Source organism: Naumannella huperziae (assembly GCF_054073625.1).
Genome location: NZ_JBSXPH010000001.1, coordinates 1,003,476 through 1,018,310, shown reverse-complemented (window position 1 = coordinate 1,018,310; position 14,835 = coordinate 1,003,476). Strand labels below are relative to the sequence as shown.

At 70.3% G+C, this 14,835-nt stretch carries 11 protein-coding genes; 10 read left to right on the top strand and 1 reads right to left on the bottom strand.

What is annotated here, in order from left to right; translation table 11 throughout:
• Positions 1-45 precede the first annotated feature (45 nt).
• Genes ACXDC7_RS04805 through ACXDC7_RS04790 form a run of 4 tightly spaced genes read left to right on the top strand, consistent with a single transcriptional unit; the run spans position 46 to position 5,143 of the window.
• Positions 46-3,678, top strand: coding sequence for an ExeM/NucH family extracellular endonuclease (locus ACXDC7_RS04805; protein WP_459221386.1), 3,633 nt, complete (start codon positions 46-48; stop codon positions 3,676-3,678).
• 38 nt (positions 3,679-3,716) lie between these two features.
• Positions 3,717-4,415, top strand: a complete 699-nt coding sequence (locus tag ACXDC7_RS04800; protein ID WP_179444582.1) for a TCP-1/cpn60 chaperonin family protein — start codon at positions 3,717-3,719, stop codon at positions 4,413-4,415.
• A 9-nt stretch (positions 4,416-4,424) separates the two neighbouring features.
• A complete protein-coding gene (locus ACXDC7_RS04795; protein ID WP_179444583.1) occupies positions 4,425-4,808 on the top strand; it encodes a DUF202 domain-containing protein in 384 nt (127 codons plus the stop codon).
• A complete protein-coding gene (locus tag ACXDC7_RS04790) occupies positions 4,808-5,143 on the top strand; it encodes a YidH family protein (RefSeq protein WP_179444584.1) in 336 nt (111 codons plus the stop codon). Before ACXDC7_RS04795 ends, ACXDC7_RS04790 begins: the two co-directional genes overlap by 1 nt.
• A gap of 81 nt (positions 5,144-5,224) precedes the next feature.
• Here the strand turns inward: ACXDC7_RS04790 and ACXDC7_RS04785 are convergent, their stop codons facing one another.
• On the bottom strand, positions 5,225-5,578 hold the full coding sequence (locus ACXDC7_RS04785) for a metallopeptidase family protein (RefSeq protein ID WP_343045867.1): 354 nt from the start codon (positions 5,576-5,578) through the stop codon (positions 5,225-5,227).
• A gap of 325 nt (positions 5,579-5,903) precedes the next feature.
• On the opposite strand from ACXDC7_RS04785, the gene ACXDC7_RS04780 reads away from it, so the two are divergent.
• From ACXDC7_RS04780 to ACXDC7_RS04755, 6 genes are all read left to right on the top strand, one after another.
• Positions 5,904-8,015, top strand: a complete 2,112-nt coding sequence (locus tag ACXDC7_RS04780) for a septal ring lytic transglycosylase RlpA family protein (RefSeq protein ID WP_459221385.1) — start codon at positions 5,904-5,906, stop codon at positions 8,013-8,015.
• 82 nt (positions 8,016-8,097) lie between these two features.
• Positions 8,098-8,859 carry an IclR family transcriptional regulator gene (locus ACXDC7_RS04775; protein ID WP_343045868.1) on the top strand — a complete coding sequence of 254 codons (762 nt, stop codon included), beginning with the start codon at positions 8,098-8,100 and terminating at the stop codon, positions 8,857-8,859.
• A gap of 210 nt (positions 8,860-9,069) precedes the next feature.
• Positions 9,070-10,548, top strand: a complete 1,479-nt coding sequence (locus tag ACXDC7_RS04770) for an FAD-linked oxidase C-terminal domain-containing protein (protein ID WP_459221384.1) — start codon at positions 9,070-9,072, stop codon at positions 10,546-10,548.
• A gap of 2 nt (positions 10,549-10,550) precedes the next feature.
• Entirely contained in the window at positions 10,551-11,738 is a 1,188-nt protein-coding gene (locus ACXDC7_RS04765; protein WP_459221383.1) for an FAD-binding oxidoreductase, read from the top strand.
• Between the two features lie 91 nt (positions 11,739-11,829).
• Positions 11,830-13,173: a (Fe-S)-binding protein gene (locus ACXDC7_RS04760; RefSeq protein ID WP_179444588.1), complete on the top strand. Its 1,344-nt coding sequence runs from the start codon at positions 11,830-11,832 to the stop codon at positions 13,171-13,173.
• On the top strand, positions 13,154-14,800 hold the full coding sequence (locus ACXDC7_RS04755) for an L-lactate permease (protein ID WP_459221382.1): 1,647 nt from the start codon (positions 13,154-13,156) through the stop codon (positions 14,798-14,800). The genes ACXDC7_RS04760 and ACXDC7_RS04755 overlap by 20 nt, the downstream gene beginning before the upstream one ends.
• Positions 14,801-14,835: the final 35 nt, after the last annotated feature.

The following is a 14,835-nucleotide window of genomic DNA, read 5'->3' as shown; positions in this document are numbered from 1 at the left end:
CCAATAGCGTCGGTCGGGTCCGCCGCCACCCAGGGAGGGTCCCCCATGTCCGTACGTTCGTCGCACCGGTACGCCGGGATCGGTGCCGCGCTGGTGATCGCCGTCTCCGGAGGGGTGATCGCCCTCTCCGGTTCGCCCGCCGCCGCGGCCGCGCCCACGGATCTGATCATCAGTGAGTATGTCGAGGGCACGAGCACCAACAAGGCGCTCGAGCTCTACAACGGGACCGATGCCGAGATCAACTTGGCCGACTACGACGTACTGCTCTACAACAACGGATCGACGAGCGGCAGCCGGCTCGGCCTGACGGGCACCGTCGCGCCGAACGACACGTTCGTCTACGCATCGAACCTGCTCGCGAACTACGCCGACCAGACCACTGGTTCCGGGCTGTGGAACGGCAATGACGCGATCGTGATCTCCCGCGGCGGCACAGTGATCGACTCCTTCGGTCGCGTCGGGGAGGACCCGGGCTCCGCCGGCTGGGGGTCGGGCGATGTCCGCACCGCCAATGCCACGCTCCGTCGCGATCCGTCGGTCTGCGCCGGCGACACGGACCCGAACGATGCCTTCGACCCCGCCGCGCAATGGGTGGCGTACCCGACCGACACCTTCGACGGACTGGGTACGCACGAGACGAGCTGCGGTGACGAGACCCCGTCGCCGTCCGATTCCCCGACCGAGACCCCGAGCGGTACGCCCAGCGAGTCGCCCACCGCGACCCCGACATCCTCACCCACCGCGAGCCCCACGTCCTCGCCGACCACCAGCCCCACCGAGACGCCGACCCCGGGCGAGGAGTGCGCAGCGGACGCCACCTTAATCGGGGCGGTGCAGGGCACCGGGGCGAGCACGCCGATGCAGGGCCAGACGGTCACCGTCCAGGGCGTGGTGACGGGCGACTTCACCGCCGGCGGCCTGAACGGCTACTTCGTCCAGGACGGCGGCGACGGCGACGATGCGACGTCGGACGGCATCTTCGTCTACGCGCGCAACGGCGCGGCGGTCGCTCCCGGCGACCTGGTGCGCGTCACCGGCAGCGCCACCGAGTACCAGGGCGGCACCCAGATCTCCGCCAGCAATGTGATCACCTGTGCCAGCGGCCAACCGCTGCCGCCGGCCGTGCAGCTCACCCTGCCCGCGGACAGCGCGACCTACGAGCGCATCGAGGGCATGCTGGTGAACTACGCCCAGCCGCTGGTGATCAACGAGTACTACAACTACGGCCGATACGGCGAGATCGTGCTGAGCTCGAAGCGCACCTACCAGCCGACCCAGCTCTTCGCCCCCGGCAGTCCGGAGGCCCGGGCGCTGGCGGCCGAGAACGCTCAGAACCGGATCACGCTCGACGACGGCAGCAGCCGACAGAACCCGGACCCGGCGCGCCACCCGAACGGCAGCGAGTTCACCGTCGAGAACTCCTTCCGCGGCGGTGATCAACTGACCAATGTCACCGCGATCATGGACTATCGCTTCGACAAGTGGCGGCTCCAGCCGACCGTCGGCGCCGAGTACACCGCGCTCAACCCGCGACCCGGCGTACCGGATGTCACCGGTGCGGACGCGCCGCCGCCGGCTCCCGGCGCTCCGACCGCGGCCGGTGCACCACCGGCGCCACTGGCCGCGGGCGAGCCTGCGGCGGCGCCGCAGGCCGTCGCTTCCGGTGCTCCGCTGAAGGTTGCGTCGATGAACGTGTTGAACTACTTCACCACGCTCAACTCGCGCGGCGCGACGACTCCTGAGGAGTTCGATCGTCAGGAGGCGAAGATCGTCGCGTCGATCAACGCGATGGACGCCGATGTCGTCGGCCTGTTGGAGATCGAGAACAACGACGACGTGGCGCTCAAGACGCTGGTCGCGGCGCTGAACGATGCGGCCGGTACGCAGCGCTGGGCCGCCGTCGAGACCGGGACCGTCGGCACCGACGTGATCACCACCGCGCTGATCTACAACCCCGCGACAGTGGCTCCGGCCGGTGCTCACGCGATCCTCGACAGCTCCGTCGATCCGCGGTTCATCGACTCGAAGAACCGGCCGGTGATCGCGCAGACCTTCACCGACCTGGCCAGCCGGGAGAAGTTCACCGTCGCGGTCAACCATCTGAAGTCGAAGGGCTCGGACTGCGACGACATCGGCGATCCGCTCGACCCGAACGGGCAGGGCAACTGCAACCGCACGCGCACCGCGGCGGCGCAGGCCGAGGCCGATTGGCTGGCCAGCGACCCGACCGGATCCGGCAGCCCGCACCGCTTCCTGGTGGGCGACTTCAACGCCTACAACAAGGAGGACCCGATCGCCACGCTGGCGGGTGCCGGATACACCGATCTGGTTCCCTCGCTGCACGGCGACGAGCAGTACAGCTACGTGTTCGACGGTCAGGTCGGATCGCTCGATCACGTGCTGGCGAGCGAATCGGTGGCGTCCATGATCACCGGTGCGGCCGATTGGCACACCAATGCCGACGAGGTGCCGTTGATCGACTACACCACCCGGTTCAAGCAGCCGGCCCAGCAGGCCCTCTACCGCCCGGACGCCTATCGGGCGAGTGATCACGACCCCGTCCTGGTCGGCTTCAGGTTCGCCGTCGAGCCGACCCCGACGCCGTCTCCCTCGGCGACCCCATCGGAGACCCCGACGGTCACGCCGACCCCCACCGAGACGCCAACCTCGACCCCGTCGGAAACCCCCACCGCCAGCCCGTCTCCCACCGAGACCCCGTCGGAGACCCCGACCGCCACACCGTCTCCCACCGAGACGCCGACTGTGACCCCGACCCCCTCCGAAACCCCCACGGCCGGCCCGTCTCCCACCGAGACCCCGACCACCACGCCGTCTCCCAGCGAGTCCCCCACCACCAGCCCGTCCCCCACGCAGACCCCGACCGTGAACCCGACCCCGTCGGAACCCCCCACGGCCAGCCCTTCTCCCACCGAGACCCCAACCGTGAACCCGACCCCGTCGGAAACTCCGACTGGCGCTCCGTCACCGACGGCGACCCCGACCGGCACCCCCGGGGAAACCATTCCCGCCGTACCGCCGGCCGAGGGTGGGCTGACCGCGGAGACCGAGGGCGCGATCAATTGCCCAGCCTTCGCGACGCCCGGTTCGACCATCACGATCCGCATCTTCGGGCGGCAGCCCGGCGAATGGGTCGGGGCCTGGCTGTTCAGTGAGCCGCGTTACCTCGGCAGCCGCCAGATCAGCGAGCAGGGCACCATCCAGGTGACGCTGCCGAGCGATCGGACCGGTGCCCACCGGATCGCGATCTACGCCGCGAACGGCGACCTGATCGGTTGGGACACCATCACCATCACCGCCGAACCGACCAGCCCCACGACGGAGCCGAGCAGCCCGACCACGGAGCCCACCGGCCCCACCACGGAACCGACCAGCCCCACCACGGAGCCGAGCAGCCCGACCACCGAGCCCACCGGCCCGACCACGACCGGCCCGACCACGGAACCGACCGGCGCGACCACCGAGCCCACCGGCCCCACGACGGTGCCGACCACCGCGCCCGGCGACCCCGGCAATAGCGACGGCGGGAACGTCAACGGCCCGGCCGGAACCGGCACCGGGCCGCTGGCCGACACGGGCGGTCCGGGTCCCTGGCTGGGCGCGCTCGGCGCGGCCGCCGCGCTGGCCGGCCTGGCCCTGGCGGTGCGGCGCCGGGACTGAGGCTCGACACCTGCCGCGGCTCCGGCCACCCTTGGGGCATGGAGCCGTGGCAGTGGGGCCTCGTCATCGTACTGGGCCTCGGCATCGCGCTGATCGCCTACGGGGTGCTCACCGACCGGATCGCCAACCGCGATCTGCAGCGGTCCCTGCACGCCCCGCCGACCCAGGCGGTGCCGGGCTTCCGTCCCGACGCGGTGGCGCCGGCGTACCTCACCGAACTCGAGGCCCGACATACGCCGACACAACGCGCACCGTTGCCGGACGAGACGATCACGCGGCTGCGTGCGTGGATGGACGACACGGCTGTCAGCCGCTGTGTCGATGCGGGCCTGGTCTCAGCGGATTTCGTCACCGAGCCCGATACCGGCTGGGCGGTCGCGCTGGACCCTCAGGTGCTCGTCTGCGCCACCGAGGTGACCGACATCCGCGAGCTGCTCGGGGTGCTGGAAGGCGCCAGCGCCGCGCCGCGATCGTTGATCGTGGTCGCCCCGGGGTACGCCGACGAGGTCCGCGTCACGCTGGAGGTGAACGCGCTGCAGGGCACCGTCGGCCTGATCGCGGTACGCGCGGAGCAACGCGCCGCCGCCGACATCTGCACCGCCACCGCCGCCGAGGCGGTTCCCCGGGAGACCCTGCAGGCCGGCGCACTGCGGCCGGAGCAGCTCGGCGATTGCCGCGCCTGGATCGCCGACCGCCACGCCAGTTGGATCGTGCGGCGCGTGGCCGAGCCGGACTAGCATCGCGCTGTGACCCCGCCGGAAACACCGCCCGCCGACCGCCGCTGGCCGCGCCGGGTCTACGGCGAGGGCTCCGAGCCGGACGCCCGATTCACCTTCGCCAACGAGCGCACCTTCCTCGCCTGGATCCGGACGGGCCTCGCGCTGCTCGCCGCGGGTGTCGCCGTCGCGGCCTTCGGCGGCACCGGGCCCGACCGGCCCTGGCAGAACCAGGTCGCCGCGCTGCTGCTGATCGGGCTCGGCGTGCTCAGCGGCGTCTCGGCGTACCTGCGCTGGATGCAACAGGAGCGCGCCCTGCGGCGGGGCGACCCACTGCCGAGCTCGGGCATGATGCCGGTACTGGCGCTGTCGGTCGTGGTGATCGCGGCGCTCGGCGTGACTCTGGTCGTCTGATGCCGCCCGGTGCCATCCCGGCCCCATGGGACCCGGGCCTGCAGAACGAACGCACCCGCCTGGCGTGGCAGCGGACCGCCCTGTCGCTGCTGGTGGCGACGCTGGTGATGGCGCGGCTGCTCGCCCACACCAGCATCCCGCTGGCAATCGGTCTGTCCACCGCGTCGGTGCTGATCATGGCGGCGCTGGCCCGGCTGGCCGAGCGGCGCTACCGGCTGGCCCAGCGGCGCCTGCACGCCAATGCGCCGCTGTCGGGTGCGGGGCTGCCCGCCGCGATGACTGCCCTGCTGGTGCTGCTCGGCGTCGCCACCGCCTTCTGGGTGATCAACTCCTGAGAACCCGATGTCCGGGCTCGACCTCAGCCTCGGGTTGAGACTTTGCCTCGGCGAGCGTCGACCGGTGGGCCGGCGGCGTACTCAGGCGTACCCGAGCTCGTGCAGCCGGTCGTCGTCGATGCCGAAATGGTGGGCGATCTCGTGCACCACGGTGATGTGCACCTCCTCGACCACGTCGTCGGTCGTGTGACAGATCGCCAGCGTCGGATTCATGTAGATGAAGATCCGATCCGGTAGCACCCCACTGTAGGCGGAATCCCTTTCTGTCAAAGGGATTCCGTCGTACAGGCCGAGCAGGTCGGGCTCCCCCTCGGGCGGGTCGGGCTCCACGATCACCAGACAGTTGTCGACCATCGCTGCGAGCTCGGGAGGGATCGTTTCGAGCGCGCGATCGACCAGCCGATCGAACTCGGCGAGGGTCAGCGAGACGGGCACGCGGCCAGCCTAGTGAGGACTCGGATCACAAAGATGTAATTCAGGCGAGCCGACCGGCGTGTCGGCTTGCGGAACGATCCGGGCCCAGTCCGTGAGCTTGCCGAGATTTCTGAGACGTAACTAAAGTCCCGCGACGTCAGGGATGGGTGTGACGGGTGTGGTGTTGATCGGGATTCGGTCCTCACCGGGGAAGCGCCCCCACCCCCGCCCCGCCAGGTCGGCCGTCGGGAAAGCGGCCGTCCGGAGGCGGGCCCGGGCAGACAACATCATCGCCAGTCGGGGAGCACAGGTCGACGGTCCGGGAAGGCCGTCGGGGAGGATCATCGTGCGAAAAGTCCTGCGTACCACGAAGTCGCTCGTCGCGTGCGCGAGCGCGACCGCCGTACTCGCCACCGGTGGCATCGTCGCCGGCATCGTCGCGAGCACCCAGGCCGACGCCGACCCCGGCAACGTCCGTGCCAACGGCGGCCTCTTCGTGCGCTCCGGCCCCGGAACCCAGTTCCGCGTGATCGGCGGCCTGCCGAACGGCGCCCCGATCGACTCCACCGGCCCCAGCAAGAACGGCTTCCTGCCGGTCGACTTCGACGGCCGGCAGGGCTGGGTCTCGGCGCGCTACATCGACGACCGCGGGGTGGGCTCCGGGTCGGGCGCGGCGGCCGCCCCGAGCACGGGCGAGGCGTACGCGACGACCGAGGTATATGTCCGCACCGGCGCGACGATCAACTACCGCGAGGTCGGCATGCTGTTCACCGGCGAGCGGGTCGAGCTCACGGGGGTACGCTCCGGCAACTACTCGCAGGTGAAGTACCGCGGCCAGACGCGCTGGGTCGCGACCCAGTACCTCGCCGCCACCTGGGGCACTCGCGAGGACGACTCCGATTCCACCGCCGACACCTCCACCGGCGGCGGTCAGGACGATTCGGGTGACCAGGACTCGGGCAACCAGGACAACTCGGGCGACCCGACCGCGAACCCGGTCGACGAGGGTCCGGCCACCACCGCCCCGGGCAGCGACCCGCGGCCGGTCGCCCCCGACCCGGACGATGAGGACACCGACGACGAGAACGCGAATCCGTCGCCGCAACCCACCAGCAAGCCCGAGCCCAGCAAGAGCCCGGAGCCGACCAAGAGCCCCGAGCCGACCAACAAGCCCGAGCCCACCAACAAGCCCGAGCCCACCAACAAGCCCGAGCCGACCAAGAGCCCCGAGCCGACCAAGAGCCCCGAGCCCACGCCGACGAAGAAGCCCGAGGGCCCGAAGCTCCCGGCGATCAAGTCGCGGGCGAAGGCGACGGCCGACCTGATGATCAGGTCCAGCGATCGCAAGCCGTTCGACGTGATCAAGGAGGTCCGCAAGGGCACCGTGCTCGACCTGACGGGCGTCTACCGCAACGGCATGGCGCAGATCGTCTTCGAGGGCGCGGTGCGCTGGGTGAATGCGGCGTACCTGGAGGGTCCGGGCGTACCGGCACCGCCGAAGAACGAACTGCCGAAGACGGTCGGTTCGCGGTACGCCACGACGGCGCTCGACATCCGGACCAGCTCGGGCAATGACTCGCGAACCGTCGAGGAGGTCCCCCGCGGCACGAAGCTGGAGATCACCGGCCGGACCGAGAACGGGCGAGCCCAGATCGTCTACCGCGGCGCGGTGCGCTGGGTGACGGCGAAGTACCTGGCCGAGAAGAAGCCGTCCGACCCCAAGCCGGACAACTCCGGCGGCGGGATCAGCCTGCCCGGCCTGCACCCCAACGCCCAGCGGGCCCTGGCCGACGTGCAGCGCGAGTTCCCGCAGATCACGACGATCTACGGCAAGCGCAACGATCCCGGCTCGGACCACAACACCGGCCGCGCGCTGGACGTGATGTTGCCCAACTACCGGTCGAACCGGGCACTGGGTGACGAGATCGCCGCCTGGGCACGGTCGAATGCCAGCCGCTACAACATCGACTACGTGATCTTCAACCAGAAGATCTGGAGCGTGGCCCGGTCCGGCGAGGGCTGGCGCTCGATGGCCGATCGCGGCTCGGACACCCAGAACCACCGTGACCACGTGCACATCTCGTTCAAGGACACGGCCACGGCGACCCGGACATCGACCGGCAGCAAGACCTCGGCCACCAGCGGCGGCTCGGACTCCGGTTCGAGCTCCGGCGGCGGCGCGACGGAGACCTGCAAGGCGAGCTTCTACTCCGATCCGCAGCCGACGGCCTCCGGCGAGCGCTTCGACCCGAACGCCATGACGGCCGCGCACAAGACGCTGCCGATGGGTACGCGGGTGCGGGTCACCAACAAGGCCAACGGCAAGAGCGTCGAGGTTCGGATCAACGATCGCGGGCCCTACATCGAGGGCCGCTGCCTGGACCTGTCGCGGGCCGCGTTCGCCAAGATCGCCGACCTCGACGCCGGTGTGACCGACGTCGAATGGCGCAAGGTCTGACGGTGATCCGCGGCGGCCGGCCCGCCGATCGTCTGCCATAGTTGGAGCGATCGGTCGGGCTGCCTGCTGCTGGAGGTGATCGGTGAGCGCCGAACGCGGCTCCGTGCAGTCGCTCACCCGCGCCTTCGAGGTGCTGGAGGCCATGGCCGATGCGCAGGGCTCGATCAGTCTCTCCGAGCTCTCCACCACGACCGGGATGCCGCTGGCCACGATCCACCGGATCCTGCAGACCCTGAGCGCGGGCGGATACGTCCGCCAGGAGCCCTCACGAGAGTACGCGCTCGGGTCGCGGTTGCTCCGGCTGAACAACGCAGCGACGCGGGCGCTCGACCAGGTCGCCGCGCCGCACCTGCGCACCCTGGTCGACGAGCTCGGCGAGACCGCGAACCTCGCGGCGCTGGAGGCCAATCACGCGGTCTATGTCGCCCAGGCTCCGTCGCGGCACGCGATGCGCATGTTCACCGAGGTCGGGCGCCGGGTGAGCCTGCATTCGACCGGGGTGGGCAAGGCGCTGTTGGCACAGCTCGACCGCGACGAAGCGGCGCGCCTGGTGGCGCGTACCGGGTTGGCGGCCGCGACCGACCGCACCATCGTGACCGCGGACGAGTTGCTGGACCACCTCGCGACCATTCGTGAGCACGGGTGGGCCGTCGATGACGGCGAGCAGGAGGTAGGCGTGCGCTGCGTCGCAACCGCCGTCCCGTGGCGCCCCCGGGCGCTGGCCATTTCCATCTCCGGCCCGTCCGAGCGTTTGACGATGGCCCAGCTCGACATGATCGGCCCGCTGCTGCAGAGGGTGGCAAGCGCGCTCGCCGCCGATCTTGAGCGCGACATCGATAGCTGATCCCACTCGCGGGGTTCGCGGGCGCCCCACCACCAGGCCCGACGACCACTCCCGCATGCCCAAGATCATCGACTTCCGCATGCCCAAGATCATCCGCTCGCGCACGCCCAAGATCATCTGATTCTTCCGCATCCCTTGACGGCGTCCTCGGCCTGTGTTTATCGTTTTCCGAATTGCAGATTGTTGTTTCCACATAGCGGAAGAGGTGCGATGGGTACCGGAGTTGCTACCCCTGGCGATCTGGCAAGCTGCCGGCGAGAACTCGCCGCTGCCCTGCCGGCTGACGCGCTGCTCGCCGATCCGGCAGACCTGCGCACCTACGAGTGCGACGGCCTGACCGGCTTTCGGGTGCAACCCGCCCTGGTCGTGCTCCCGCGCAGCACCTCCGAGGTGGCCGCGTGCGTGGCCGCCTGCCACCGCCACCGGATACCGTTCGTCGCCCGCGGGGCGGGCACCGGTCTGTCCGGCGGGGCATTGCCCGTCGCCGACGGTGTGGTGATCGGACTCGCCCGGATGCGGGACGTGCTCGAGATCGACTCCGCCAATGCCCGCATGCGCGTCCAACCCGGCGTCACCAATGCCGAGATCTCGACCCACGCGGCGCCACTGGGCCTCTACTACGCCCCGGACCCGTCGAGCCAGGTCGTGTGCACCATCGGCGGCAACGTCGCGGAGAACAGTGGCGGCGCGCATTGCCTGAAGTACGGGTTCACCGTGAACCATGTCCTCGCGGTCACCATGGTCACCGCCGACGGCACGATCCTCGAGTTCGGCGACGATTGCGCCGATCGGATCGGCCCCGACCTTCTCGCCCTGATCGTCGGCTCCGAGGGCACCCTCGGCATCGTCACCGAGGTGACCGTGCGGCTGCTGCCCAAACCCGCCGCGGTGCGTACGCTCGTGGCCGACTTCGCAGCCGTCGCTCAGGCGGCGGACACCGTGAGCGAGATCATCGCCGCAGGAATCGTGCCCGCCGCGGTCGAGATGATGGACAAGCTGGCGATTGCTGCCGTCGAGAAGGGGGTTCGGGCGGGACTGTCGACCCGGGCCGAGGCGATTCTGATCATCGAGGTCGATGGCTTCGCCGGCCAGTGCGACGAGGACTTCGCCGCGATTCGCGAGATCTGTGCCGCCCACGGCGCGACCGCGGTACACATTCCCGCGGACGCGGCCGAACGCGCCCTGATCTGGCAGGGGCGCAAGGCCGCCTTCGCCTCGATGGGCCAGATCAGCCCCGACTATTTCGTCCAGGACGGGGTGATTCCACGCACGAAGCTGACCCCGGTCCTGGACCGCATCGCCGAGATGGCCCGTGAGGCCGATCTGGCGGTTGCCAATGTCTTCCACGCCGGCGACGGCAACCTGCACCCGCTGGTTCTCTACGATGCGCGCATCCCGGAACAGGCCGAGCGCGCCGAACAGTTGTCGACCGCGATCGCCGAGCTCTGCGTCGACGCGGGAGGCTCGCTCAGCGGAGAGCACGGGATCGGCACCGACAAGGCCTGTTCGATGCCGCGGATGTTCTCCGAGATCGATCTCGCGGCCATGGACCGGGTACGCGCGGCATTCGATCCCGACGGGCTGTGCAATCCGGGCAAGGTTCTGCCGACGCCGCGGCTGTGCGGGGAACGACCCGGACCCTATCGGCCGCATCCGATCGAGACGGCCGGCCTGGCCGGGCGAGGATGATCATGGCCACGACCGAACGTCCGACATCCACCGCCGAGGCCGCCGAGGCACTCGCCTCCTCCCGCGGCGGGATCATGATCACCGGAGCCGGCAGCAAGCAGGGATGGGGCGCGCACCCCGAGCCGCCGGAGACCGTGATCGACACCACCGCGCTGACCGACGTGATCGCCTATCACCCCGGCGACCTGAGCCTGCGCGTGGGGGCAGGCATCCCGCTCATCGAGCTGCAGGGCGTCCTGGCCGAACATGATCAGTGGCTCGCCCTCGATCCCGCCGAGATCACCCGCGGCGCGACGGTCGGCGGCCTTCTCGCCGCCGGCTCCGCGGGACCCCGGCGATACCGCTACGGCACCCTCCGCGACCTCGCGATCGGCGCCCGTCTGGTGCTCTCCGATGGATCGGTCATCCGGTCGGGCAGCCACGTGATCAAGAACGTCGCAGGGTACGCCCTCACCCCGCTGCTGCACGGGTCTCTCGGCTCACTGGCCCTGGTCTCCGAGATCATCCTGCGCCTGCATCCGCGCCCCGCGGCCACCGCCAGCGTGCTGACACGGTGCTCCCTGCGTCTCGCCTGCGAGCTCTCGGCCAGCGTGTCCGCAAGTGGCGTCGAGCCCGCGGCGCTGACCTGGGCGGGCGACGATCCCGACGACGGCAGCGCGGAGTTCCTCTTCGACGGCACCGCGGCCGCGGTCGCGGCCGCCGCCGAGCGCACCGCGGCGACCCTGCGCGGGCTCGGTCACGCTCCGGCAGAGATCGAGCAACGAGACAACGCCGACCTGCAGACCGGCGCCTGGTCCGGTCGGCAGCCGCCACCGGCGCCCGCCGACGGACGCACCGTGCTGCGGATCGGCGTGCGCCCCTCCCGGCTGCCCGAGGCGGCCGCCGCGGTGCGGGACAGCGTCGCAGCCGAGACGGCCACGGCCACGTGGTACGCCGAGCTGGGCACCGGCGCGCTGACCGTCCTGCTCGCCGGTTCGCCCGAGGCCCAGGCGCGGGTGATCGACGCCTCGAGGCGCGTCGCGACCGGACTCGGCGGGCGCCTGCTGCTGCGCGACCGCCCGCCGGCGGTGGCGGCGCTCGCGGATGCCCTCGGCCCGCCGCCGGCCGAGGCGTACCTGATGGGCGCGGTCAAGCGGGCACTGGATCCCAATCAGCGCCTGGCGCGCGGCAGGTTCGCCGGCTGGTTCTGACCCCCACCCACATCGCCCCACCCACAGCGCCCCCACCAACAGCGCCCCACCAACAGCGCCCTCCGACCCAACCCCAACGACGGGAGCACCCATGGTCGACGTGACCAGCATCTTCGATGATCATCATCCACCCTCGGCCGATCTGGCCAGCGACTGCGTGCACTGCGGCTTCTGCCTGCCGAAGTGTCCGACCTACTCCCTGTGGGGCCAGGAGATGGATTCCCCACGGGGCCGGATCCACCTGATCAAGGCCGGCCTGGCGGGCGAGGTGGAGATGGACGAGACCTTCGCCGGGCACTTCGACTCCTGCCTGGGGTGTATGTCGTGTGTGACCGCCTGTCCGTCGGGCGTGCAGTACGACCAACTGCTCGAGTCGGTGCGCCCCCAGATCGAGCGCCTCCAGCCACGCACCGGCACCGACCGCCTGTTCCGGGCGATGATCTTCGCCCTCTTCCCCCACCCCGCACGGTTGCGGGTCGCCGCCCTGGCCGGGCTCGCTCATCAGCGCCTGAGCCGACCGCTGTTGCGACGACTCGGGCTACTGGACCGCCTGCCGGCCCGGCTGCGTGCCCTGGAGGCGCTGCTGCCCCCGGTCCGCGCGGGCGCATTGTTCCGGCGCGCGCCCGAGTTCACACCGGCGCAGGGAGAGCGTCGCGCCAGCGTCGCCCTGCTCACCGGCTGTGCCCAGCGGGTCTTCTTCTCCGACGTCAATGCCGCCACCATCCGGGTGCTCAGTGCCGAGGGATGTGACGTGCACGTGCCGACCAACCAGCGGTGCTGCGGCGCGTTGTCGATGCATGCCGGGCGCGAGAACGAAGGGCTCGCCCGGGCCCGGGAGCTGATCGACACCCTGGGCACGCTCGACGTCGACCACATCGTCACCAATGTCGCGGGCTGTGGATCCAACCTCAAGGAGTACGCGACGGCGCTGCGCGACGATCCCGACTACGCGGAGCGTGCCGAGGCATTCTCCGCCCGGGCCCGAGATGTCAGCGAATTACTCGCCGAGCTGGGCCCGGCCGCGCCCCGGCACCCGGTCCGGGCGCGCGTCGCCTACCACGACGCCTGCCATCTCGCCCACGCGCAGCAGGTGCGCCGGCAGCCGCGGGAAATGCTGCGTACCATCCCGGAGCTCGACGTCGTCGACATCGCCGAATGGGACATGTGTTGCGGATCGGCCGGCATCTACAACCTGGTCCAGCCCGAACCCGCCGACGAGCTGGGCCGTCGCAAGGTCGACAACATCCTGCGGACCGACCCGGACCTGGTCGCCACCGGCAACGCCGGCTGTCTGCTACAGATCCGGCGCCATCTTCCCGACCGCATCGCCATCCACCATCCGATCTCGATCCTCGACGCCTCGATCCGCGGTGTCGAACCGGAGCTGCCGGTCACGGCCGCGGGAGGGAACGACCATGTACACGCCAATTCCTGACCCGGTCGGGGGCTCGCTGACGCTGTCGGCGCTGATCGCCACCCTGCCCTTGCTGACCGTTTTCGCCTTGCTCGGTATCGCGCGATGGAAGGCGCAATGGGCGGCGCTGGCCGGCCTGGCGGTGACCCTGCTGGTCGCCGTGCTTGCCTACCGGATGCCGGCCGGTCAGGCATTCTCCGCGGCGGCCGAGGGGGCGGCTTTCGGCCTGTTCCCGATCATGTGGATCGTCGTCAACGCGATCTGGGTCTACAACCTGACCGTCGCCACGGGCCATTTCGACGTCCTTCGTCGCAGCTTTGCGAAGGTGTCGGATGATCAACGGATCCAGGCGATCATCATTGCGTTCTGCTTCGGCGGCCTCCTCGAGGCTCTCGCCGGTTTCGGTACGCCGGTGGCCATCACCGCCGTGATGTTGATCGCCATGGGCTTCGAGAAGTTCAAGGCCGCGGCCGTCGCGCTGGTCGCCAACACGGCCCCGGTCGCGTTCGGCGCGATGGCGGTTCCGATCACCACATTGGCATCGATCACCGGACTTCCCGAGGCCGACCTCGCCGCAATGGTCGGTCGGCAGACGCCCATCCTGGCGGTCTTCGTTCCCCTGGTCCTCGTCTCGATGGTCGACGGCCGGCGCGGGCTCCGCCAGACCTGGCCCGCCGCCGTGGTGGGCGGGCTGACGTTCGGCATCCTGCAGTTCCTGTGCTCCAACTTCGCCAGCGTTGCCCTGACCGACATCGCCGCGTCCCTGGGCGGCGCCCTGGCGGTCGTGCTGCTGCTGCGGGTCTGGCGACCGGCGGGGGCGGCTGCCGTCCCGGAGCCGGTCGCGGTCGGCGGCGGTGACGGGATCGACACCGACGCGACTGCGCCCACCGCCGCCGTGACGCAGGACTCCCGTAGCGACATGATCAAGGCATATGCGCCCTACCTGGTGATCATCGCGGTGTTCAGCATCGCGCAGGCCGCGCCGATCGCCGCGCTGCTGAAGCTGGGGACGATCCGTTTCGCATGGCCCGGCCTGGACATCGTGTTGGCCGACGGGAGTCGGCCATCGGCAATCACGTTCAAGCTGGAGCTGCTGCAGTCCGGGGGTACGCTCCTGCTCGTCTCCGGGCTGCTCAGCATGATCATCCTGGGGCTCGGCCCGGCAGCCGCCGCCCGCGCCTACGGGGCGACCGTGCACCAGCTCCGCTGGGCGATACTCACGGTGGCCTGCGTGCTCGCCCTGGCATATGTGATGAACCTGTCCGGGCAGACCACGAGCATCGGACTGTGGATGGCCGGCGCCGGGATGGCGTTCGCCTTCCTCTCCCCGATCCTGGGTTGGCTCGGGGTGGCCGTGACCGGTTCGGACACCTCGTCGAACGCCCTGTTCGGCACCCTGCAGGTCGCCGCCGCCCAGGGCACCGGGCTGTCGCCCACGCTGCTGGCGGCCGCCAACAGCTCCGGAGGTGTCCTGGGCAAGATGATCTCTCCGCAGAATCTCGCCATCGCCGCGGCCGCGGTCGGCATCAGTGGCCAAGAAGGCGTTCTGCTGCGTCGACTGCTGCCCTGGACGGTGGTCTTCCTGCTGGGCATGTGCCTGCTGATCTTCCTGCAGTCAACCCCCATCCTCGGCTGGATGGTCCCGTGAGCGGGCGCGAGCCGGCCGATCACCCCACGCTTCCC

Bases quoted from the DNA above. Each gene is read 5' to 3' on its own strand.
- ACXDC7_RS04805 (WP_459221386.1), top strand. From the start codon at position 46: ATGTCCGTACGTTCGTCGCACCGGTACGCCGGGATCGGTGCCGCGCTG.
- ACXDC7_RS04800 (WP_179444582.1), top strand. From the start codon at position 3,717: ATGGAGCCGTGGCAGTGGGGCCTCGTCATCGTACTGGGCCTCGGCATC.
- ACXDC7_RS04790 (WP_179444584.1), top strand. From the start codon at position 4,808: ATGCCGCCCGGTGCCATCCCGGCCCCATGGGACCCGGGCCTGCAGAAC.
- ACXDC7_RS04770 (WP_459221384.1), top strand. From the start codon at position 9,070: ATGGGTACCGGAGTTGCTACCCCTGGCGATCTGGCAAGCTGCCGGCGA.
- ACXDC7_RS04765 (WP_459221383.1), top strand. From the start codon at position 10,551: ATGGCCACGACCGAACGTCCGACATCCACCGCCGAGGCCGCCGAGGCA.
- ACXDC7_RS04760 (WP_179444588.1), top strand. From the start codon at position 11,830: ATGGTCGACGTGACCAGCATCTTCGATGATCATCATCCACCCTCGGCC.
- ACXDC7_RS04755 (WP_459221382.1), top strand. From the start codon at position 13,154: ATGTACACGCCAATTCCTGACCCGGTCGGGGGCTCGCTGACGCTGTCG.